1 protein-coding gene (only partly in view) is annotated in these 24,872 nt (G+C 70.8%); it reads left to right on the forward strand.

This entire window lies inside a single protein-coding gene on the forward strand: locus CA982_RS05730, encoding a non-ribosomal peptide synthetase (protein ID WP_086534392.1). The 40,227-nt coding sequence extends 8,729 nt beyond the window's left edge and 6,626 nt beyond its right edge, so the window shows coding positions 8,730-33,601 — codons 2,910 (partial) to 11,201 (partial); the first complete codon in view begins at position 2. The start codon and the stop codon both lie outside this window.

A 24,872-nucleotide genomic window follows, 5' to 3' on the forward strand; every position in this document is an offset into this window, starting at 1 on the left:
CAGCGCTGCAGTCGAACCGGGTCGGGGTGACGGCGAGTGGCTCATGCGCACGGGTGTCGCGCCGCTGGACGCCGGTGCGGTCACGGCTCTGGCCAGTGCGGCGCGCGCCGGCGAAGCCGGCTTCTCCGACACCGTGGTCGAGGCCTTCGAGGACGCCTCCCGGCGACTCGACCCGACCACCGGACAGCTCGTCGCAGCCGTCCTGGTCACCGATCCCGCGGGTGAGTCGCGCCTCGTGGTCGTCATCCACCACCTCGGCGTCGACGCCGTCTCCTGGCGGGTCATCATCGAGGACCTGCTCACCGCGTGGGCCCAGCGTCAGGCCGGTCAGGCCTGTTCGCTGCGCCCGGAGGTCACCTCGGCTCGTGCCTTCAGCGCCGCCCTCGACGCCCAGCGCACCGATCGCGCCGTCGAGCTGCCCTACTGGCTCGACCGGTCGCCGGAACGGATCACCGATCTCGGGGCAGAGCTCGACCGTGCGCGTGACCGCATGTCGACCACCGACACCGTCGTGCACACGATCAGCTCCCCGGTCACCGAGGCGCTGCTCACGACCGTCCCGACCGCCTTCCGCGGCAACGTCAACGACGCCCTCGTCGCGGCCCTGGCACGGGCTGTGCGGTCCTGGCAGCAGGCCCGGGGAATCGCCGACGACCAGCCGGTCACCCTCCTGCTCGAGGGCCACGGCCGGTACGAGGAAGCGCTCCTGCGGGGAACCGATCCGCGCACGGTGGACCTGTCCCGGACCGTCGGCTGGTTCACCACCATCGCGCCGATCGCCGTCGACGTGCGCGGCGACTCCGTCCACACGGTGAAGGTCGCCAAGGAAGAGCGGGTGGGCCAGCCGGACAACGGGATCGGCTACGGACTGCTCCGGTACGCCGACACCGAGCTGGCGCGACGGCCGTTGCCGAGTATCGGATTCAACTACCTCGGCAACGTCGCCGGGACCGGGTCGGCCGGCGAGGACGCCGCGGCCTCGGGCGAGGCGGGGATGCCGTTCCTGCCCGACGCCGCCGCACCGCGCCTGCCCGGCACGGTCACCGGCGCCATGGCGGTCCCGAATGTGTTGAGCATCAATGCGGGTACGGCGATCGGCGACGGCGGCCGCGAGTTCGTGGCCGGGTTCACCTTCCCGCGCGGTGCGCTCTCCGCCGACGATGTCGACGATCTCGCACGCCGCTGGGACGCCGAACTCACGGCGATCGTCGACGAGGTCGCCCTCGTCGGCGACCCCGGTCTGTCGCCCTCCGACGTCCTGGGTGCACGTGTCACCCAGGACGATCTCGATCACCTGGCCCGGAGGTACCCGGGCGCCGACGTGTGGCCGCTGTCGCCGTTGCAGCGCGGCCTGCAGTTCCAGGCCGAGCTCGCCGCAGCCGGCCGCGAGGCCGGAGCGGTCGACGTCTACACCGCCCAGGCGGTTCTCACGCTCAAGGGCCAGATCGACGCCGAGCGTCTGGCCGCCGCAGTGCGCGAGGTCTTCGATCGGCATCGGGTGCTGCGGTCCAGTTACGTCCGGGTGCCGAGCGGCGAGGTCGTCGCGGTCGTTCCCGAGACGGTCAATATCCCTTGGCGGACAGTCGATCTCGATCCCGACGCCGCATCGGTTGTCGGCCTGGACGGTGACCGCGGGGTCGCCGAGGTCGCGCAGGCCGAGCGCGCGACGCCGTTCGACCTCGAATCCGGCCCGCTCATGCGGTTCGTCCTCGTCCGTCGTGGCACGCGGTCGACGCTGGTCGTCACGAGCCACCACATCCTGATCGACGGCTGGTCGAGCCCGCTGATCATGGCCGACCTGTTCGCGCTCTACGCCACCGGTCAGACCTACACCGGCACCGTCGCCGCCGAGTCCGGCGCCCGGGGCGACTACCTCGACTATCTGCGCTACATCGCCGCATCCGACACCGAGGCGGGCCTGGCGGCCTGGCGTTCGGTACTCGATGCCGTCGACGAGCCGACGCTCGTCGGAGCCGGTCGTGAGGCGACCTCCGAGGCGCTCCCGCGCGACCACAGTGTGCTCCTCTCGGCCGAGATCACCTCTGCCATCGAGGAACTGACGCGCGCCCGCGGCGTCACCGTCTCCACGGTGATGCAGTTCGCCTGGGCGGTGTTGCTGTCGCGCATCACCGGCCGGCGCGCGGTGGTCTTCGGCGAGACCGTCTCCGGCCGGCCGGCCGATCTGGACGGTGTGGAAACCATGGTCGGCCTGTTCATCAACACGCTGCCCGCCGTCGCCGACGTCGACCCGGACGCCAGCGCCGCCGACGTCCTCGACGCGCTCCAGGCGTCGAAGGTCGCGGTACTCGACCACCAGCACCTCGGTCTGCCCGAACTCACGGCGCTCGTCGGCCGTGGGCAGCTGTTCGACACGCTCGCCGTGCACGAGTCGTATCCGGTCGACGCACAGTCGCTGAAACAGGGGGCCGACGCCGGCGGCATCGGGATCGAAGATCTTGATGCGACCGACTCGACCCACTACCCGCTGAACCTCGTCACCGGCGTGGTCGGCGACCAGATCGAGCTGAAGTTGAAGTATCTGCCCGCCGCGTTCGGCGAGCGGCAGGTCGAGGTGTACTCGGATGCGCTGATCCGCATCCTGACCACGCTCGTCGCAGACCCGGCCACCCAGGTCGGCGCGATCTCGCTGCTCGACGACGCGGAATACCGCCGCGGGCTCACGCCGCCGGTCACCCACACCGCGAACACCGAGTCGTCGCTGGCGGAGCTGTTCGCCCGTTCGGTGCACGCGCACGCGGATCGTCCCGCCGTCACCGACACCGGGGACACTCTCGACTACCGGGCGCTCGACGCCCGCTCGGCCGCCATCGCCGCGGCTCTGCAGGGCCGCGGCGTCCGGCCCGGCGACCTCGTGGCCGTCGCGACGGCCCGCACCGTCGACCTCGTGGCGTCGATCGTGGGTGTGTTGCGTTGTGGCGCAGGATATCTCCCGCTGGACGCCACCAACCCCGTCGAGCGCCTGCGCTTCATCGTCGACGATGCGTCGCCGAGTGCGGTGATCATCGACGACACGACCGCGGATCACGAACTGTGGTCCCAGCTGGACGCGACCCCGGTGGTGCCGGTCGAGCAGCTGGTGGCCGAGGGCGCCGGGGCGAGGCCCGAACCGCTCGCGATCCATCCGGATTCGCGTGCCTACGTGATCTACACGTCGGGTTCCACCGGCCGGCCGAAGGGCGTCGAGGTCACCCATCGTGACGTGGTCACCCTGATGGACACCGCCGCAGGCGATTTCGACTTCGACGAGACCGACGTGTGGACGATGTTCCACTCGTACGCGTTCGACTTCTCGGTCTGGGAGCTGTGGGGGCCGCTGCTGTCCGGCAGTCGTCTGGTCCTGGTCGACCGGGATCTGGCGCGGGCGCCGGAGGAGTTCCTCGACCTGCTCGCCCGCGAACGGGTCACCGTGCTGAGCCAGACGCCGTCGGCGTTCTACCAACTCGCCGAGACCCGACGACGCCGCGACACCCCGCTGTCGTTGCGCTACATCGTGTTCGGCGGCGAGGCGCTCAGCTTCGAGCAGGTGCGGCGCTGGTTCGACGACCATCCGGACGAGACCACGACGCTGGTCAACATGTACGGCATCACCGAGACGACCGTGCACGTCAGTTTCCGGCCGCTGGACCCGCAATCGGTGGCGGCCGACGACGCGAGCTTCATCGGCCGGCCGCTGTCGTCGCTCGCCATCCACGTGCTCGACGACCGGCTGCGGCCGGTCCCCGAGGGTGTCGTCGGCGAGATGTATGTCACCGGTGGACAACTGGCGCAGGGATATCTGAAGCGCGCCGGGCTGTCGTCGACGCGTTTCGTCGCGTCTCCCTACGGCGAGCCCGGAACCCGCATGTACCGCACCGGCGACCTCGCCCGTCGCGTGGGCGACGACATCGAGTACCTCGGCCGCGGTGACGCGCAGGTCCAGTTGCGTGGCTACCGGATCGAGTTCGGCGAGATCGAGGCGGCACTGCTGGCGGTGCCGGGTGTGAGCGCGGCAGCGGCGCGTGTCGTCGACATCCCCGGTCGCGGTGAGCAACTCATCGGTTACCTGGTCCGCGACGAGCAGGACGCGGTCGACGCGGCCGAGGTCCGGCGCATCGCCGGCCGCGCGGTGCCGTCGTACATGGTCCCCGACCAGATCGTCGACGTCGAGGTCCTGCCCCTCACGGCGAACGGCAAACTCGACCGCGAGGCGCTTCCGGTTCCGGACGCGGCCACCGTCGACGACGACGTCGTCGCGCCCGCGGGCCCGCAGGAGACCGCTGTCGCGCAGGTCTTCGCCGAGGTCCTCGGTGTCGACGAGATCGGGGTCACGACGAGCTTCTTCGATCTCGGCGGCAACTCGCTGTCGGCGACCCGCCTCGCCTCGCGCGTCGCCGATGCACTCGGGACCGACGTGTCGGTTCGAGACGTCTTCGAGGCACCGTCCGTCCGGGATCTGGTGGACGCCGTGTCCGGCCGCGGAATCACTCTGCCACCCGTGGTGGCGGTGTCGCCCCGCCCGGAGCGCATCCCGCTGTCGTTCGCTCAGCAGCGCCTGTGGTTCATCAACCGGTTCGAGCCCGCGTCGTCGACCTACAACATCCCGATCGGTCTGCGCTTGCGCGGCGACCTCGACACCGACGCGCTGCGCGCTGCGGTGACCGACCTCGTCGCACGACAAGAGGTGTTGCGCACCACCTTCCCCGAGGTCGACGGCGTTCCCCACCAGCGCATCGACGGCCCGGACCAGGTCGACCGACTGGACTGGGCGGTCGTCGGCTCCCAGGCCGAGATCGAGTCCGCGGTCACCGACGGCTTCGACGTGACCGCCGAGTGGCCCATCCGCGCACGCCTGTGGCCGGTGAGCGCGGGAGAGTTCGTCTTCGTGGTGGTCGTCCACCACATCGCCGCCGACGGCGAGTCGATGAGACCGATGCTCGCCGACCTCATCACCGCCTACGGCGCACGAGCCGCCGGCCGGGACCCGGTCTTCGCGCCGCTCGAGGTCGAGTTCGCCGACTACGCGATCTGGCAGCACGAGGTCTTCGGCTCCGCCGGCGACCCGGACTCGCGCATCGCCGCGCAACTGGACCACTGGGTCCAGCGCCTCGCGGGAGCGCCGGACGTGCTCGAACTGCCCACCGACCGGCCGCGTCCGGCGGTGGCGTCGCAGCGCGGCGCCCGGTTCGACTTCGCCATCCCGGCCGAGATCGGGACCGCGATCGAACGCGTGGCCGCCGAGCGGGGCGTCACCCCGTTCATGGTCGTCCACGCAGCCCTCGCGGTCCTGCTCGCACGACTCTCGTCCGACGACGACATCGTCGTCGGTACCCCGATCGCCGGGCGCGGCAAGGCCGCCCTCGACCCGCTCGTCGGCATGTTCGTCAACACGCTGGTGCTCCGGGTCCCGGTCGACGGTGCCGAGTCCTTCGAGTCGTTGCTGGACCGGGTGCGGGCGACCGACCTGGACGCGTTCGCGAACTCCGACGTGCCGTTCGAGACCCTCGTGGAGAAGCTGAACCCGGTGCGGACGGAGGCCTTCGCCCCGCTCGCCCAGGTGAATCTCACCTTCGACCAGTCGGCGTCGGCCGACTTCGCGATCGACGCCGAACAGAGTGGTTCCATCGGCGATCTGGGCTTCGAGCCCCTTCCGCCGGCCGCGCCGGGTGCGAAGGTCGACCTGAACTTCGCGATCGACCGGGGAGACGACGGGCGCCGGTGGTCCGGATCGGTCATCTACGCCACCGACCTGTTCGACGAGTCCTCGATCGACACCCTGACCCGTCGACTCGTCGCCGTGCTGACCGGAGTCCTGAGCGCGCCGTCGCGTCCTGTCGGTGACGCCGGGCTCGTGCTGCCGGACGAGTCATCGCGTCTCGACGACTTCGCGACCGGCGCCCGGGTCGAGGTGGGATCGCCGCACATCGTGGCCGACCTCGTGGCGTCGAACGCCGCCTCGGCTCCCGATGCGCCTGCGGTCATCTTCGACGACCGCGTGGTCGATCAGGCCGAGTTCGCCGCCCGCGTGTCACTCCTGGCACGCGAGCTCATCGACGCGGGTGTGGGTCCGGACGTCGCGGTCGGCGTCTGTCTCGACCGGTCGGTCGAGATCATGGTCGCGGTACACGGAATCGTCGCCGCCGGTGGGCATTACGTTCCCGTCGACCCGGAGAGCCCGGCCGAACGCGGGCAGTACATCCTCGACACCGCGCAGGTCGCCACCGTCGTCGTCGGTCCCGGAACGATCCCGTCCGTCCTCGACGAGTTCGCGGGCCGGATCGTGCGTGTCGACGCCTCGACTCCGCTCCCGGACGCGCCCGTACCGCCGGTGACCGAGGCCGACCGTCTCGGGGTCGTCCACCCGGACAACGCCGTCTACACGATCTTCACCTCCGGATCGACGGGACGCCCGAAGGGTGTCACCGTCACCCACGGCGCGCTGCGCAACACCCTCGCGTGGTTCAGCGAATCCAACGGCGAAGGGCCGCATCGCTTCCTGCTGAAGACCCCGTACACCTTCGATGCCTCGGTCTGGGAGTTCTTCGGGCCGGTGTTCAATGCCTCGCCGGTCGTCGTCGCCGAGCCGGGCGGCCACCGCGATCCGCGTCATCTCGCCGGGCTCATCGAGCGCCACGGCGTGACCACGGTGAAGTTCGTGCCCTCGATGCTCGCCGCCTTCCTCGACGGGGCCACCGGTGTCGGCATCGAGCGGCTCGCCGGCCTGCGCCGGATCTTCTCCGGCGGCGAGGCGCTGCTGCCCGGCCTCGCGTCGGGACTGGCGGCCGCACTTCCGAATGCGCTGCTGGTCAACCAGTACGGTCCCACCGAGGCCGTCGTCGACATCACCTACGGTGCCGTCACCGGGCCGCCGCCGCAGAACATCCCGATCGGTACCCCGGTCTGGAACTCGTCGGTGCGCGTGCTCGACGCGCGGCTGCGTCCGGTACCCGTCGGCGTGGCCGGTGAGCTGTACCTCGGCGGAGTCCAGCTGGCACGCGGGTACGCCTCCCGGCCCGGCCTGACCGCCCAGACCTTCGTCGCCGACCCGTTCGGGCCGGCCGGCGCACGCCTGTACCGCACCGGTGACCGCGGACGCTGGAACGCCGCAGGTGAACTCGAATACCTGGGTCGCAATGACTTCCAGGTGAAGCTGCGCGGCCAGCGCATCGAACTCGGCGAGATCGAGTCGGTGCTCGGATCGGCCCCGGGCGTCGTGCACACCGCCGTGGTGGTCGCCGCCCCCGCCGGAGGAGGCGAGCAACTGGTGGCCTACCTGGCCGCCGGGCCGGGCGTCGATCTCGACGCCGACACGGTGAAAGACGTTGCGCGGCGCGGTCTCCCGGAGTTCATGGTCCCGACCACATGGATGGTCCTGGACCAGATGCCGCTGACCACCTCGGGCAAGGTCGATCGTCGCGCGCTCCCCGCGCCGGAGTTCACCGCGAGTGAGTACGTGGCGCCGGCCGACGGCCAGGAGACCGAGGTCGCCGAGATCTTCGCCGGCCTGCTCGACGTCGACCGGGTCGGCGCGACCGACGACTTCTTCGCCATCGGCGGCACCTCGCTGTCGGCGATGCGTCTCGCCGCGCGGATCTCCGACGCGCTCGGAGTCGAGGTCTCGGTTCGGGACATCTTCGACGCCCCGACGGTTCGCGAGCTGGTCGCGCGCACCCGCGAGCGCGGCCACGCGCTGCCCCCGGTCGTCGCGGCGTCGCCGCGGCCGGACCGGATCCCGTTGTCCTTTGCGCAGCAACGGATGTGGTTCATCAACCAGTTCGACCCGACGCTGCCGACCTACAACATCCCGACCGTCGTGAGGATGGTCGGTGACCTCGACGTGTCGGCACTGCGCGCGGCGATCGCCGACGTGGTCGTCCGTCACGAGGTGTTGCGTACGACCTTCGCGCAGGACGAGAACGGCCCGTTCCAGCGGATCTCGGCCGCGGACGAGGTCGAGTCGCGTCTGAGCTTCTCCCTGGCCACCACGGCCGAGGACTTCGAGCGCACGGTCACCCGCGGGTTCGACGTGTCGCGGGAGTGGCCGGTGCGTGCCTGCCTGTGGCAGATCGACGCCGAGACCCACGTGCTGGGCGTCGTCGCCCACCACATCGCCTCCGACGGCGAGTCCCGCAAGCCGCTCGTCGCCGACATGGTGGCCGCCTACGTCGCTCGAACCGCTGGGGAGGCACCGGCGTTCGCTCCATTGGAGATCCAGTTCGCCGACTACGCGATCTGGCAGCACGAGGTGCTCGGCTCCGCCGACGACCCCGAATCGGTCCTCGGCCGCCAGCTCGCGCACTGGACCGGGCGCCTGGCCGGGCTGCCCGACGTCCTGGAACTGCCGGCGGATCACGACCGTCCGGCGGTCGCCTCGACCCGGGGCGCACGGATCGCCTTCGAGATCCCGGCCGAGGTCGCCGACGCGGTGAGCACGACTGCACGTGCCCACGGCGTCACGCCGTTCATGGTCGTGCATGCCGCGCTGGCCGTGCTGCTGGCGCGGTTGTCGGCCACCGACGACATCGCGATCGCGACACCCGTGGCGGGCCGCGGATCGCGCGTGCTCGACCCGGTCGTGGGCATGTTCGTCAACACCCTGGTGCTGCGTTCGGCCATCGTTCCGGGGATGACCGTCGACGAGGTGCTCGCACAGGTGCGGGCGACCGATCTCGACGCGTTCACCAACGCCGACCTGCCCTTCGAGACCCTGGTCGAACACCTCGACCCGACCCGTTCCGAGGCCTTCGCGCCGCTCGCGCAGGTCCTCTTCACGCTCGATCAGTCCCGCGCCGCGGGGGGCGGTGTGCCCGGCGAGAGCGCCGATGCGCAGGCCGCGGTGCTGCCCGGACTCACGATCTCGCCGGTCGAGCCGCCCGAGGTGTCGGCGCAGCTGGACCTGGCCGTCGCGGTCGCCGCCGACGGGCCGGGCCGGCCGTGGACCGGAACGGTGATCTACGCGCTCGATCTCTTCGAGGCGGACACGGTGACCGAGCTGGCGAACCGCCTGGTCTCGGTGCTGCGGGACATGACCGATTCTTCTCGGACGTCGCGGGCCGTCGGCGATCTCGCACTCGTCTCGGACGCCGATCGCGCCCGGGTCGACGACTGGTCGGTCGGCGCGGCACAGGAGTTCGGCGAGCCCGTCATCCCCACCGCCGTCGCCGCCCGGATCGCCGCCGATCCCGCCGTCGTCGCGATCGAGTTCGCGGGGCGTCAACTCACCTACGGCGAATTCGGTTCGCGCGTAGCCGATCTGGCGCGCACGCTCATCGGGCTCGGCGTCGGGCCGGAGGTGGCCGTCGGCATCTGTATCGACCGGTCGGTCGAGATGGTCGTCGCCGTGCACGCCGTACACGCCGCCGGCGGACAATACGTGCCGATCGACACCGCCGCCCCCGCCGACCGCGTGCAGTACATGGTCGACACCGCGCAGGTGCGGCTCGTGCTCTCCGCGTCGGGTGCCCGCCCGCCGGCCCTCGAGGGTCTCGACGATCAGGTCACCGTCCTCGACGTCGACGCCTCGAAGCCGGTCGGCGACGTCGCGCCGGTCACCGATGCCGAGCGGATCGCCCCGCTGCGCGGAGACCACGCCGCCTACACGCTGTTCACCTCCGGTTCCACCGGTCGGCCGAAGGGTGTGACCGTCTCGCACGCCGCGGTGATGAACCGCCTCTGGTGGGGGCTCGGCGAGTTCCCGTGGACGGTGGGCGACCGGGTCGTGCAGAAGACGCCGTACACCTTCGACGTGTCGGTGCCGGAGCTCTTCGGTCCATTGCTGACCGGGGCGACCATGGTCGTCGCCCGCGCGGGGGGTCACACCGACCCGGACTACCTCGCGGACCTGATCGTGTCCACCGAGGCCACCTCGGTGCACTTCGTGCCGTCGATGATGTCGATCTTCCTCGATCTCGTCCCGGCCGCGCGCTTCGCCGAGATGTCTTCGCTGAAATGGGTTTTCGCCTCCGGTGAGGCCCTGCCGCCGGCGGTCGTCGCGAAGCTGGCGGCCCTGCTCCCCGGGGTCGCCATCGTCAACCTCTTCGGTCCCACCGAGGCCGCTGTCGAGGTGGCCGTGGCCGACGTGTCGTCGGCGCCCGCACTCGTCCCGATCGGGACACCCGTGGCGAACACGTCCACCTGGGTGCTCGATGCGCGCCTGCGGCCCGTGCCCGCCGGTGTGCCGGGCGAGCTCTATCTGGGCGGCGTCCAGCTGGCGCGCGGCTATGCGGCGCGTCCCGACCTGTCCGCCGAGCGGTTCGTCGCCGATCCCTACGGCGAGCCCGGCGCACGCCTGTACCGCACCGGTGACCTCGTACGGTGGCGTGCCGATGGCACCTTGGAGTACCTGGGCCGCACCGACTTCCAGGTGAAGCTGCGCGGTCAGCGCATCGAGCTCGGCGAGATCGAATCGGTGATCGCCACCGTGCCGGGTGTCGTGCACACAGCGGTGACCGTGGCCAAGGCGCCCACCGGCGCCGACCACCTCGTCGGCTATGTGGCGCCGGAGGACGTCGACCTCGACGGGATCAAGTCGACGGTGGCCGCCGAACTGCCCGAGTACATGCGACCCACCATCTGGGTGCGGTTGCCTCACCTGGAACTCAACACGGCGGGCAAGATCGACCGGAAGGCACTGCCCGAACCCGACTTCGGGGTCCACACCGACGTCCACGTGGCACCCGCCACCGCGACCGAGGAAGTCCTGGCCTCCATCGTCGCCCACCTGATCGGGCTCGACCGGGTGTCCGTCACCGAATCCTTCTTCGCGCTCGGCGGCGACTCGATCATGTCCATCCAGCTCGCGTCCGCGGCCCGGGCCGCCGGACTCGACCTCTCGCCGCGCGAGATCTTCGAACACCGCACGATCCGCGCGATGGCGGCCGCTGCCGACGACGACGCCGCCCGGCTGCCGATGCTCGAGGAGTCCGAGGACGCCGGCGCCGGTTCGCTCGCCGTGTCGCCGGTCGTGCACTGGATGATCGAACACGCACAGGACGCGTCGGACTTCGCCGACTTCGTGCAGGCCGCGGTTCTGCGGGCACCGGACGGACTCGACGTCGCGTCCCTGGCGAGTCTGCTCTCGGCGGTCGTCGAACGCCACCCGATGCTCAGTGCGACGCTGGAACTCGTCGAGGGGCAGTGGCGATCGTCGGCCGGTGGCCGGTTCGACGCCCCGGATGCGGTCATCGAGGTCACGAGCACCGCCGCGACCGGTACCGAAGCCTTCGCCGCCGATGTCCGTACCGCGTTCGAGACCGTCTCGGCCACCTTGGATCCGAGCGTCGGGCGACTCGTGCGCGCTGCGCTGATCCACGACCGGGACGGCGTCGGCCGGGTGCTGCTGGTCATTCACCACCTCGGCGTCGATGCCGTGTCATGGCCCATCCTCATCGAGGATCTGATCACCGGGTGGGCACAGCTCTCCGGTGGCCGGGGGATCGAGCTGCGCGCCGAACAGACCAGTGCGCAGGCGTGGACGAACACCCTCGCCGCGAGGTCCGCGTCCTGGGCTGACCAGGTGGATCACTGGTTGGACCGGTTGCCGTCCCGACCGACTCCGCTCGGCGTCGCGCTGGACCCCACGCAGGACCGGATGTCCACCGAGCGTCACATCTCCCACGAGATCTCGCCGATGGTCACCCGATCGGTGCTGACCGCGGTGCCGGAAGCGTTCGGCGGCAACGTCAACGACGTGCTGCTCGGCGCATTCGCCCGGGCGGTCCGATCGTGGCAGGCGCGCCGGGAGATCAGCGATTCGGCACCGATCACCGTCCTCACCGAGGGACATGGCCGGTACGAGGAGGTGCTGGCCACCGGTGAGTCGGCGCGACGCGCAGACCTGTCCCGGACGGTCGGCTGGTTCACCGCGCTCGTCCCGGTGCGCCTCGATCCCGGTGTGGACGTCGTGCACGCGGTGAAGGCGGCCAAGGAGGAGCGACTCGCGCAGCCGGACAACGGTATCGGTTTTGGTTGGCTCCGGTACGGACAGTCCGCCGAACTGGCCGCACGTCCGCTCCCGACCATCAGTTTCAACTACTTCGGGGCCGGCGGCGCTGCGGCTGCCGACTCCGAGCCGCTGCCGTTCACCCACGCGCCGGACGCGCCGATCCTCGGGTCGTCGGCATCCGGACGGATGGTGGCGCTGAGTGCCCTCGGTGTCAGCGTGACCACCGCGCACGACGAGCAAGGCAATCGCCGGCTCGTCGCCGGGGCGAGCTTCCCGCGGGCGCTGTTCGCGGCCGACGAGGTCGCGGACCTGTTGGATCTGTGGGCGGCCGAGCTGTCGGCGCTCACCGACCTGGTGACCCGCGGTACCCGCGTCGGCCTGTCCCCGTCGGACGTGCCGGGCACCCATGTCACGCAGCGCGACCTCGACGATCTGGCCCGCACGTACCCGGGTTCGGCGGTGTGGCCGCTGACCCCGTTGCAGCAGGGTCTGTACTTCCAGGCCCAGCTGGCAGCCGCCGGCCAGGACGCCGGTGCGGTCGACGTCTACGTGACGCAGGTCGTCCTGACTCTCGGTGGCCGGGTCGACGGCGAGCGCCTGCGCGGCGCGGCCGAGCAGTTGTTCGCCCGGCACCGGGTCATGCGGTCGGCCTATCTCCGCACCGGTAGCGGTGCGGTCGTCGCGGTGATTCCCGCCGCGGTCGAGATCCCCTGGCGGGTCGTCGATCTCCCGACCGGCGAAACGGACGGGACGGTGGCCGACGAGACGGGGGCCGCGGAGATCCAGCGGATCGTCGACGCCGAACGTCTCACGCGTTTCGACCTCGCGCGGCCGCCTCTGGTGCGATTCGTGCTCGTGTGGCACGGCGATCAGGCGCACCTCGTGGTGACCAACCACCACATCCTGATGGACGGCTGGTCCGGTCCGCTCGTCCTGGCCGACCTCCTCGCGCTCTACGCGACCGGTGAGACCTACACCGGTCAGACCGGCGCCACCGGCCTCGACTTCGCCGCCCACGTCCAGCGACTGGCGGCCTCGAATCGCGATGCGGGACTTGCCGCATGGCGCACGGTGCTCGCGCCCGTCGAGGGGCCGACGCTCGTGGCCCCCGGCCTGGAGGCGACCGACGACGAGCTCCCCCGTCAGTACCGGGTGTCGCTCGACGAGGAGACCACCGCGGGGCTGGAGGAACTGACCAGGACCGAGGGCGTCACCGTCGCGACGGTGATGCAGTTCGCGTGGTCCGTGCTGCTCTCGCGCCTGACCGGCAGTCGCGTCGTCGTCTTCGGCGAGACCGTCTCCGGACGTCCGGCCGACCTGCCCGGCGTCGAGACGATGGTCGGGTTGTTCATCAACACGCTGCCCAGCGTCGTCGACGTCGACCCGGCGTCGACGATCGTCGAGGTGCTCCGCCGGTTGCAGGCGTCGAAGGTGGCGGTGATGGATCACCAGCACCTCGGTCTGGCCGACCTGACCGCGCTCACCGGGACGAACCAGCTGTTCGACACGCTGACGGTCCACGAGTCGTTCCCCATCGACACCGATGCGCTGTCGTCGCCGGACACGGTGCCCGACGGACTGACCGACGGCCTGGTCGTCGCGGACGTCGACTCACGCAGCACCACGCACTACCCGATCAACCTGATCACCGCCGCGGCGGGCGGTCGCGTGTCGCTCCAGCTCAAGTACCTGCCCGCGGCCTTCGGCGACGACCAGATCCGGGTCTTCGGCGACGTGCTGGTGCACATCCTGGAGACGGTGGCCCGCAGGCCCCGCGACCTCACCGCCGACATCGCCCTGGTGGCCGACACCGAGGGTCTGGATGTCGCGACGTTCGCGCGCGGGACCGATGTCGAGATCGCCGGCGACCACACCGTTGTCGACCTGGTCGCCGACGCCCGGGCGCGCGCGGCCGACCGGCCCGCGATCCTGTTCGACGATCGTGTCGTCGACTACACCGAGTTCTCCGCTCGCGTGAGTGCGCTTGCGCGCGAATTGATCTCGCAGGGAGTCGGTCCCGACGTCGCGGTCGGCGTCTGCATCGACCGGTCGGTCGAGGTGATGGTCGCCGTGCACGCGATCGTGGCGGCCGGCGGCCAGTACGTGCCGATCGACACCGAGTCGCCCGTCGAGCGGACCCGGTACATGCTCGACACGGCCGGTGTCGCCCTGGTCCTCATCGGTCGGGAGCGTCCGGATGCGCTTGCCGACGTCGACCTGCCGGTGGTCGTCGTCGACGCCTCGGGACCCGTCGACCTCACGGTCACCCCGGTCGGGGACACCGAGCGCAGGCAGCGGGTGCTGCCGGGTCACGCCGTCTACACGATCTTCACCTCGGGTTCGACGGGCCGTCCCAAGGGTGTGACCGTCACCCACGGTGCACTCCGCAACACCCTGGAGTGGTTCAGTGAGTCGAACGGACCGGGGGAGCACGTCTTCCTGCTGAAGACGCCGTATACCTTCGACGCCTCCGTGTGGGACTACTTCGGCGGCGTCCATGCGGCGTCACCGACAGTCGTCGCCGAACCCGGCGGGCACCGGGATCCCGTCTACATGGCGCGGCTCATCGAACGTCACCGCGTCACGACCGCCAAGTTCGTCCCGTCGATGCTGGCGGCGTTCCTGGACGGCGCCACCGGTGCCGGCGATGCCGACCTCGGGTCGATGCGACGGATCTTCTCCGGCGGCGAGGCGCTCAGCCCCGCTCTGGCCGGCGGCCTGCTGCGACTGCTGCCGGATCTGGGGTTGTACAACCAGTACGGCCCCACCGAGGCGACCGTCGACATCACCTACGGACGCGTGGACGCGCCGGCGCCGAACATCCCCATCGGTTCGCCGGTGTGGAACTCGACCGTGCATGTCCTCGACGACCGCCTGCGGCCTGTTCCGGCCGGCGTGCCCGGCGAGATGTACCTGGGCGGACCGCAATTGGCACGAGGCTACGCCTCCCGTCCGGGACTCACCGCCGAGACCTTCGTCGCCGATCCCTTCGATCCGGACGGTGGACGGCTCTACCGCACGGGTGACCGCGCGCGGTGGAACGCCGACGGCGTCCTGGAGTACCTGGGGCGCGCGGACTTCCAGGTGAAACTCCGCGGACAGCGGATCGAGCTGGGCGAGATCGAGTCGGTGCTCGCCTCCGCACCCGGTGTCGTCCACGTCGCGGTCGTCGTCGCGAGCGCGCCCGGCGGGGGAGAGCAGCTGGTCGCCTACGTCGCCGGCCGTCCGGGAGACGACGTCGATCTCGACGCCGTCCGGTCCGCCGCGGTACGCGGACTGCCGGAGTTCATGCGTCCGACGGTGTGGATGGCGCTGCCCGAGATGCCCCGTACGACGTCGGGCAAGGTGGACCGGCGGGCGCTGCCACAGCCCGAGTTCGCCGCGGGTGAGTACGTGGCCCCCGAGTCTCCCGAGGAGACCGCGGTCGCCGACGTGTTCGCCGAACTGCTGCAGGTCGATCGTGTCGGTGTCACCGACAGCTTCTTCGAGTTGGGCGGCAACTCACTGTCGGCCATGCGGGTGAGCGCCCGCGTCGGCGACGCCCTGGGGGTCGAGGTGTCGGTCCGCGACGTCTTCGAGGCGCCGTCGGTTCGCGAACTGGTGGCGGCGCTGACCGGCCGCGGTTCCCGGATCGCGCCCGTGGTGGCGGTGTCGCCACGGCCCGAACGGATCCCGCTGTCGTTCGCCCAGCAGCGCATGTGGTTCCTCAACCGGCTGCACCCGAGTGCGCCGACCCACAACATGACCATCGTGCTGCGACTGTCCGGCGACCTCGACGTCGAGGCGCTGCACACCGCACTGGGCGACGTCGTGCGCCGGCACGAGGTCCTCCGGACGACCTTCCCCGACGTCGAGGGTGTCCCCTTCCAGCTCGTGCATCCGCAGGACTCGGTCGCCGACCGGCTCGACTGGCAGGTCGTCGACTCCGAGGACGAGATCTTCGCAGCGGTGACACGGGGATTCGACGTCACCGAGGAGTGGCCGTTCCGCACGCGGCTGTGGCCGGTGGAGCCCGGCGAGTTCGTGCTCGCCGTCGTGTTCCACCACATCGGCGCCGACGGCGAGTCCATGGCGCCGCTGGTCGCCGACCTCGTCACCGCCTACAGCGCCCGCGTCGCCGGACACGAGCCACAGTTCGCGCCGTTCGCCGTGCAGTTCGCGGACTACGCGATCTGGCAGCACACCGTTCTCGGCTCGGTCGACGACCCCGATTCGGTCGTCGGTCGTCAATTGGCCTACTGGGCAGAGCAACTCGCCGGTGTTCCCGACGTACTCGAGTTGCCGGCCGACCGTCCGCGACCGCCGGTCGCCTCCGGGCGCGGAGCCCGCGCCCGGGTCGACATCCCGGCCGCGATCGGCGAGCGCGTCACCGAGGTGGCACGCGGCGCCGACGTGACGCCGTTCATGGTGCTCCACTCGGCCGTCGCGGTCCTGCTGGCACGGCTGTCGGCCACCGACGACATCGTGGTCAGCACCCCCATCGCCGGCCGTGGCCAGGCCGAGCTCGACCCGCTGGTCGGCATGTTCGTCAACACCCTGGTGTTGCGCACACTGATCGACGGCGCGCAGCCGTTCGAGCAGCTCCTGTCCGCGGTCCGAGACGTCGACCTGAACGCGTTCGCGCATGCCGACGTCCCCTTCGAGACGGTGGTCGACCGGCTCAGTCCCGTGCGCTCGGAGGCCTTCGCCCCGCTCGCCCAGGTCATGTTCTCGTTCAGTCCGTCGGCCACCGCCGCCGAGGCGCTCGGCGACGCGGCCGGGATCACGGTGACCCCGTATGCCGACGTGATGGTCTCCTCGCAGATCGATCTCTGGATCACGGTCTCCTCCCGTCCCGCCGGGCAGGCCTGGCCGGTCAATCTCGACTACGCGACCGATCTGTTCGACGAATCGACGGTGCTCGAATTCGGTGAACGCTTCATCCGCCTGCTCGACGCCCTGACCTCGGCGCCCGAGCGGTCGGTGGGCGACGCGCCGTTCGTCGCCGCCGACACGACGGCCGCCATCGAGTCCGCCGAGTGGGGCGAGCATGTGGACCTGCCGCCGGTGCAGACCGTCAGTGACGCCGTCGCGGCACAGGCCCGGCGCACCCCCGATGCCACCGCGCTCGTCTTCGGTGACCGCGAGGTCTCCTACGCCGAGTTCGCCGCCCGGGTCAACACCCTGGCCCGCGATCTGATCGGCGCCGGAGTCGGCCCCGATGTCGCTGTCGCGCTGTGTGTTCCGCGTTCGGTCGAGATGATGGTCGCGATCCACGCGGTCATCGCGGCCGGCGGCCAGTACGTGCCCGTCGACGTGGCCGCCCCCGCCGATCGCGTGCGGTACATGTACGAGACCGCCGGTGCCGCGGTGCTGCTGGTCGCCGACGCGGACGGGGTTCGGAACGCGGTGGGCGCCGCGACCGAGGCCGGTGTGCGGGTCATCACCGTCGACGCCTCGGCGCTCCTGGACGTCGACTCGGCAGCCGCGGCCCCGGTGTCCGACGACGAGCGGCTCGCGCCGCTGCGCGCCGACGACGCCGCCTACACGTTGTTCACCTCGGGGTCCACCGGACGTCCGAAGGGCGTGACGCTGTCCCACGCGGCCGTGCTGAACCGACTGTGGTGGGGCCTGGACGCCCTGCCGATCGGTCCGGACGACGTCGTGATGCAGAAGACGCCCTACACCTTCGACTGTTCGGTGCCAGAGCTGTTCGCGCCGTTGGCGATCGGTGCGCGCGTGGTGATCCTCGCCGACGGCGGTCACCTCAACCCGCGGCAGGTCGCCGACGAGATCGCCCGGACGGGTACGACGATGGTGCACTTCGTGCCGTCGATGCTCTCGGTGTTCCTCGAGGTCGTCGATCGCGAGCAGCTCGCCGCGCTCGACACCATCCGCATCGTGTCCACCACCGGCGAGGCGTTGCCGCCGGCGGTCGCGGCGCCGGTGCGGGAACTGTGGCCGGACGCCTGGTTCTTCAACCTCTACGGGCCGACCGAGGCCGCGGTGGAGATCACCTTCGAACGCATCCATTCCGCCTCCCCGGACGACCCCACCGTGCCGATCGGCATCCCGGTGTGGAATTCGTCTGCGGTGGTGCTGGATTCGCGTCTTCGCCGGGTGCCGCCCGGGGTGCCCGGGGAACTCTACCTCGGGGGTGTCCAGCTGGCCCGCGGGTACGCCGCGCGTCCGGATCTGACCGCCGAACGGTTCGTGGCCGATCCCTATGGTGAGCCCGGTTCACGTCTGTACCGCACGGGCGACCTGGTGCGCCGCCGCCCAGACGGCGTGCTGGAGTACTTGGGCCGCACCGACTTCCAGGTGAAGCTGCGCGGTCAGCGCATCGAACTCGGCGAGATCGAGGCGGTCATCGCCTCCGCGCCGGGCGTCGTGCACGCCGCGGCCACCGTGGCGACCGTCCCCGGCGGCGGTGAACACCTCGTCGGCTACCTCGCCGGCGTGCCGGGCGAGAGCATCGACCTCGACGCGGTCAAGGCCGTTGTCGCCGAATCGCTTCCCGGTTACATGCGGCCCACGGTGTGGATGCCCGTCGAGGACATCGCCCTCAACACAGCGGGCAAGATCGACCGCCGCGCGCTGCCCGAACCCGTGTTCACCGCGGGTGAATACGTCGCGCCGGCCGACGAGCCGGAGGCCGCGGTCGCGGAGGTCTTCGCCGACATCCTCGGCGTGGACCGAGTCAGCGTGACCGACTCGTTCTTCGACCTCGGCGGCAACTCGCTGGCGGCGATGCGCCTGGTGGCCCGCGTCGGTGAGGTCACGGGTGCCGAGATCTCGGTACGCGACCTGTTCAACGCGCCGAGCGTCCGCGAACTGATCCGTGCCAGTACCGATCTCGGTGCCGCGCGCGCTCCGATCGTCGCGGTCGCGCCACGACCGGAGCGGGTGCCGCTGGCATTCGCCCAGCAGCGGATGTGGTTCGTCAACCAGGCCGACACCACCTCGTCGGCGTACAACCTCCCGGTCGTGCTGCGGCTGTCCGGGGCACTGGACACCGAAGCGCTGCACGCCGCGCTGATCGACGTGGTCTCGCGTCACGAATCGCTGCGGACCACGTTCCCGTCCGCCGACGGCATGCCGTACCAGAAGATCAACCGCGCGTCCTCGGTCGCCGCACGTCTGGACTGGCAGGAGGTGTCCTCGCAGGCGGAGATCGAGGCCGCGGTGTCCGCGGGCTTCGACGTCTCCACCGAGTGGCCCATCCGCGCGCGGATCTGGGAGGTGGCCCCGGACGAGCACGTCTTCGCCGTCATCACCCACCACATCGCCTCGGACGGTCAGTCGATGATGCCGCTCGTGCGCGACGTGGTCACGGCCTACCTGGCCGAGTCGGCCGACACCGATCCCGACTTCGCGGAGCTGGAGGTGCAATTCGCCGACTTCGCGATCTGGCAGCACGAGGTGCTGGGCTCGCCGGACGACCCCGAGTCGGTCGTCGGGCGTCAGCTCGCCTACTGGACCGACCGTCTCGCCGGGCTGCCCGACGTGATCGAACTGCCGACCGACCGACCGCGCCCGGCACGCGCCAGCCAGCGAGGCGGGCGGGTGTCGTTCACCGTGCCGGCCGACGTCGGCGACCGGATCGTGACCGTCGCGCAGGAAACCGGCACGACCCCGTTCATGGTCGTGCACGCGGCCCTGGCCGCAGTGCTCGCGCGGCTGTCGGCGACCGAGGACATCGCGATCGGCACGCCGATCGCGGGTCGCGGTCAGCGCGTGCTGGATCCGCTGATCGGCATGTTCGTCAACACACTCGTGCTGCGTACCCGCGTCGACCGCGACCGCGGCTTCGCCGACCTGCTCGAGGCGGCGAAGGACGCCGATCTCGAGGCCTTCGCCAACGCCGACGTCCCCTTCGAGGTGGTCGCCGACGCAGCCGGGGCGCAGCGGTCCGCGGCCTTCGCGCCGTTCACCCAGGTGTGGCTGACCTTCGATCGTTCCACCCTGCCCGAACTGGCCGGATCCGATCTGTCGGTGGGCGAGATCGCCGGCCTGCAGGTGAGTCCGGTGACCACCGAGCGGATTCCGGCGCGCGTCGACCTGCTCGTCGGGCTGTCCCAGCCGGAGGGGACGGGTACGGACTGGTCGGGCACCATCACCTATGCGGCCGACCTGTTCGACGAGTCGTCGATCTCGCGGATGGCCGACCAGCTCACCGCCCTGCTGGACGGTGCGCTGACCGACCTGGAGACCCCGCTGGCACAGATCGCCCTCGGCGACACCGTGTCGCTGGCCGAACTCGCCCGCGCGGCAGCGCAACCCGAGCCGGAGCGCAAAACGGTGTCGATCGCCGACTCCGACGCGGTCGTCACCGGGGGACCGGGAACCGAGCCGGTCGTCCTGGGCGATCTGTTCGCCCGGGCCGCCGCGAAGTGGGGTCCGCGTCAGGCCGTCGTCGACGCCGACAACGTCTGGCTGTCCTACGCCGATCTCGACGGGCGGTCGAACCGCCTGGCGCGCTGGCTGATCGGTCAGGGCATCGGCCCGGAGAAGCTGGTCGCCCTGGCGATCGGCCGCTCGGCGCAGCTACTCACCGCGATCTGGGCGGTGGCCAAGACCGGTGGTGGGTATGTGCCGATCGACCCGGACTATCCCGCCGAGCGGGTGGCGAACATGGTCGAGGACTCGGGCGCGATCCTGGGCCTGGCCGTCGAGGCGTCGGGAACCCTGCCCGGGGAACGCTTCTCGTGGCGCAGTCTCGACGATGCCACGCTGTCCGCCGAGATCGAGGCGCTGTCCGACGCGCCGATCACCTCATCGGATCGGCGTGGGCCGGTACGGGTGGACAACGTCGCCTACGTCATCTACACCTCCGGCTCCACCGGGCGCCCGAAGGGTGTCGCCGTGACCCACTCGGGTCTGGCGAACTTCGCGGCCGAGGAGATCCGCCGGTCGGGCGCCGACGAGTACTCACGGGTGCTCGGCTTCGCCTCGCCCAGCTTCGACGCGTCGGTGCTCGAGTACCTGCTCGCGATCGTGTCCGGCGGCGTGTTGATCTATCGTCCCGCCGACGCGGTCGGCGGTCCGCCGCTGCAGGACCTGATGATGCGGCAGGCGATCACCCACACGTTCCTGACTCCGACCGTGCTCGCGACCATCGAACCGCAGGCGGTCCCGGCCCTTCGGGTCGTCTACGCCGGCGGCGAGGCCGTGCCGCAGGCACTCAAGGACAGCTGGGCGCCGTTCCGTCGCATCCAGAACCTGTACGGCCCCACCGAGACCACGATCGGCGTCACCATCAGTGCGCCGATGGCGGTGGGCGAGCCGGTCTCGCTCGGCGGCCCGCTCGCCGGCGTGGGCCTGATGGTGCTCGACGCGCAGTTGCGTCCGGTCCCCGTCGGTGTCGCCGGTGAGCTGTATGTCAACGGCGGCGCACTGTCGCGCGGATACCTCGACCGCCCGGGCCTGACCGCCGAGAAGTTCGTGGCGAATCCGCACGGTCACCCGGGCGACCGGATGTATCGGACCGGCGACATCGTGCGCTGGAGGCAGGACTCCACCGGCGCGCCGGTCATCGAGTACTCGGGCCGTAGCGACGACCAGGTGAAGCTGCGTGGTCTGCGCATCGAACTCGGCGAGATCGAGGCAGTCCTCGCCGACCATCCGGCGGTCCGCTCGGCCGTGGTCGTCGGTGTCGGCGGTTCGGTCGCCACCGCGCTGGCCGCCTACGTGGTCTCCACCGGCGCCGAGGTCGATCCGGCAGAGTTGCGAACATTTGTCGGCGAACGACTTCCGGCCCACATGGTGCCGGCGTCGGTGGCGGTGCTCGACGAGCTCCCGCTCACCCCGGTCGGCAAGCTCGACAAGGCCGCACTGCCCGAACCGGTCATCGAGGTCGGCGAGATCGTAGCCCCGGAGACCGAGCAGGAGGCCGCGGTCGCCGCGGTGTTCGCCGAGGTCCTGGGCATCGACCAGGTCAGCGTGACCGAGTCCTTCTTCGACCTCGGTGGCAACTCGCTGTCGGCGACGCGGGTCGCCGCCCGGGTGGGCGAGGTGCTCGGCGTCGAGACCTCGGTGCGCGACCTGTTCGAGGCGCCGACGGTGCGTGCGCTGGTGGCCGAGGTGTCCGGACACGCCGAGGCGTTACCGCCGATCGTCGCCCGAGCCGATCGTCCGGAACTCGTACCGTTGTCCTTCGCCCAGCAGCGGATGTGGTTCATCAACCAGTTCGATACGTCGCTGCCGACCTACAACATCCCGTTCGTGCTGCAGGTGCGAGGCACTCTGGACACCGAGGCGCTGCGGCTGGCGATCGTCGACGTCGTCGAACGCCACGAGGTCCTGCGGACCACCTTCCCGTCTGTCGACGGGGTCGCCCATCAGCTGGTCCATCCGGCCGAGCAGACCGCCGACCGCCTGGACTGGGGGATCGCCTCCGACCAGCGCGCCTTCGAGCGTGCGGTGGTCTCCGGGTTCGACGTCGCCGCCGACTGGCCGATCCGCGTGCGGGTCTGGCACGTCGACGCCGAGCGTGCGGTGGTCGCGGTCGTCGTCCACCACATCGCCGCCGACGGCGAGTCGATGAACCCGCTGCTCGTCGACGTCCTCACGGCGTACGACGCCCGGGTCTCGGGGAACGAGCCCGACTTCGAGCCCCTCGAGGTCCAGTTCGCCGACTACGCCCTCTGGCAGCACGAGGTCCTCGGCGACGGATCCGATCCGACCTCGGTCATCGGCTCCCAGCTGGCCTATTGGACAGACAAACTCGCCGACCTTCCCGAGGTCCTGAACCTGCCGTTCGACCGGCCCCGGCCGCTGGTGGCCTCGCAGCGCGGCGGCCGCGTCGGCGCCGCGATCCCGGCCGAGATCGGGAACCGGGTCCGCGAACTCGCCCGCGAGGTCGATGCGACCCCGTTCATCGTCGTGCATGCGGCGCTGGCCGTGTTGCTCGCGCGGCTGTCGGCCGGCGAGGACGTGGCGATCGCCACCCCGGTCGCCGGACGCGGACAGCGCGTACTCGACCCGCTGGTGGGCATGTTCGTCAACACCCTCGTCCTGCGGGCGCAGGTGGATCCGTCGATGTCGTTCGCCGAGTTGCTGGAGCAGGCCCGCGACACCGACCTGGAAGCGTTCGCCAACGCCGACGTGGCCTTCGAGATGCTCGTCGAGAAGCTCAACCCGGTCCGGTCCGAGGCGTTCGCGCCGCTGGCCCAGATCATGCTCACGTTCGGTCAGACGGCACTGCCCGAGATGGCGGAGACCGCGCCGGCCGCGGTCGCGGGCCTGGAGATCGAACCGATGCCGCCGGCCGATCCGCCGGCGAAACTGGACCTGACGATCGGTGTGTCCGTTCCCGACGGGGACGGGGACTGGCCGCTGTCGCTGGTGTTCGCACGGGATCTCTTCGACGAGGACACCGTCGCCCAGCTGGCGCGCAGGTTCGTCGGGCTGCTCGACCAGCTCACCGCGCACACCGACGACCCGGTGGCCGACGCCGCGCTCCTCGAACCCGCCGAGGTCGAGGAGATACTCCGGCGATCACGGGGCACGGAGACCGCCATACCGGCGGGATCGGTGGCCGATGCGCTCTCGTTTCGCGGGGCGCGGTCGCTCGACTCGATCGCGCTGACCTTCGCCGACCGTGAGCTGACCTACCGCGAATTCGGCGCTCGTGTCGCCGAACTCGCCCGGGAACTCCTCGCGCTGGGCGTGGGACCCGATGTCGCGGTGGCGGTCTGCATCGACCGCGGCGTGGACATGGTCGTCGCCGTCCACGCGGTGACCGCGGCGGGTGGCCGGTACGTGCCCATCGACACCGCGGCCCCGGGCGACCGGGTGCGCTACATGGTCGAGACCGCGGGCGCGCGCGTCCTGCTCGTCGGACCGCGGCCCGTGGCCGCCGATCTGTCCGGACTGGACGACGGCGTCCGGCGCGTCACCGTCGATTCGACCCGTCCGGTGGATCCGGCGACACCACCGGTCACCGATGCCGAACGCGTCCGGCCGATCCGCGGCGACGACGCGCTGTACACGCTGTTCACGTCCGGCTCGACCGGACGGCCCAAGGGCGTGACCGTCTCCCACGCCGCGGTGGCCAACCGGCTGTGGTGGGGACTCGACGAGTACCCGTGGACCGTCGGAGACCGGATCATCCAGAAGACGCCGTACACCTTCGACGTCTCGGTGCCGGAGCTGTTCGCGCCCTTGCTGACCGGTGCGACGATGGTGATCGCCGAGCCGGGCGGCCACGCCGATCCGCTCTACATCGCCGACCTGATCGCGTCCAGCGGTGCCACCTCGGTGCACTTCGTCCCGTCGATGCTGTCGGTGTTCCTCGATGTCGTACCGGCCGAGACGATCTCGCGCCTGGGTACGCTCCGCTGGCTGTTCGCCTCCGGTGAGGCGCTACCGCCCGCGGTGGTGGCCCGTGCCCACGAGCTGCTGCCACACGTCCGGATCGTGAACCTGTTCGGTCCCACCGAGGCGGCTGTCGAGGTGGCCTACGCCGACGTGACCCGGGCACCGTCGATCGTGCCGATCGGCGTGCCGGTCTGGAACACGACCACCCATGTGCTCGACGCGCGACTGAATCCTGTCCCGACGGGAGTCCCGGGCGAGCTCTACCTCGGTGGCGACCAGGTGGCACGCGGGTATGCCGCGCAACCGGGATTGTCCGCCGAGCGCTTCGTGGCCGACCCGTTCGGCCGGCCCGGCTCGCGGCTCTACCGAACCGGTGATCTCGTGCGGTGGAACACCGACGGGGAGATCGAGTACCTCGGCCGCACCGACTTCCAGGTGAAGCTGCGCGGCCAGCGCATCGAACTCGGCGAGATCGAGTCCGTCGTCGCGGCCGCGCCCGGCGTCGTGCACGCCGCGGTGACGGTGGTCGACGCGCCGGGTGGCGGACAGCATCTGGTCGCCTATGTCGCGCCGTCGACCGTGGACCTCGAGGTCCTGCGCGACGCGGTGACACAGGCACTCCCGGAGTACA

Source organism: Gordonia lacunae, assembly GCF_002149015.1.
GTDB classification, from domain to species: domain Bacteria; phylum Actinomycetota; class Actinomycetes; order Mycobacteriales; family Mycobacteriaceae; genus Gordonia; species Gordonia lacunae.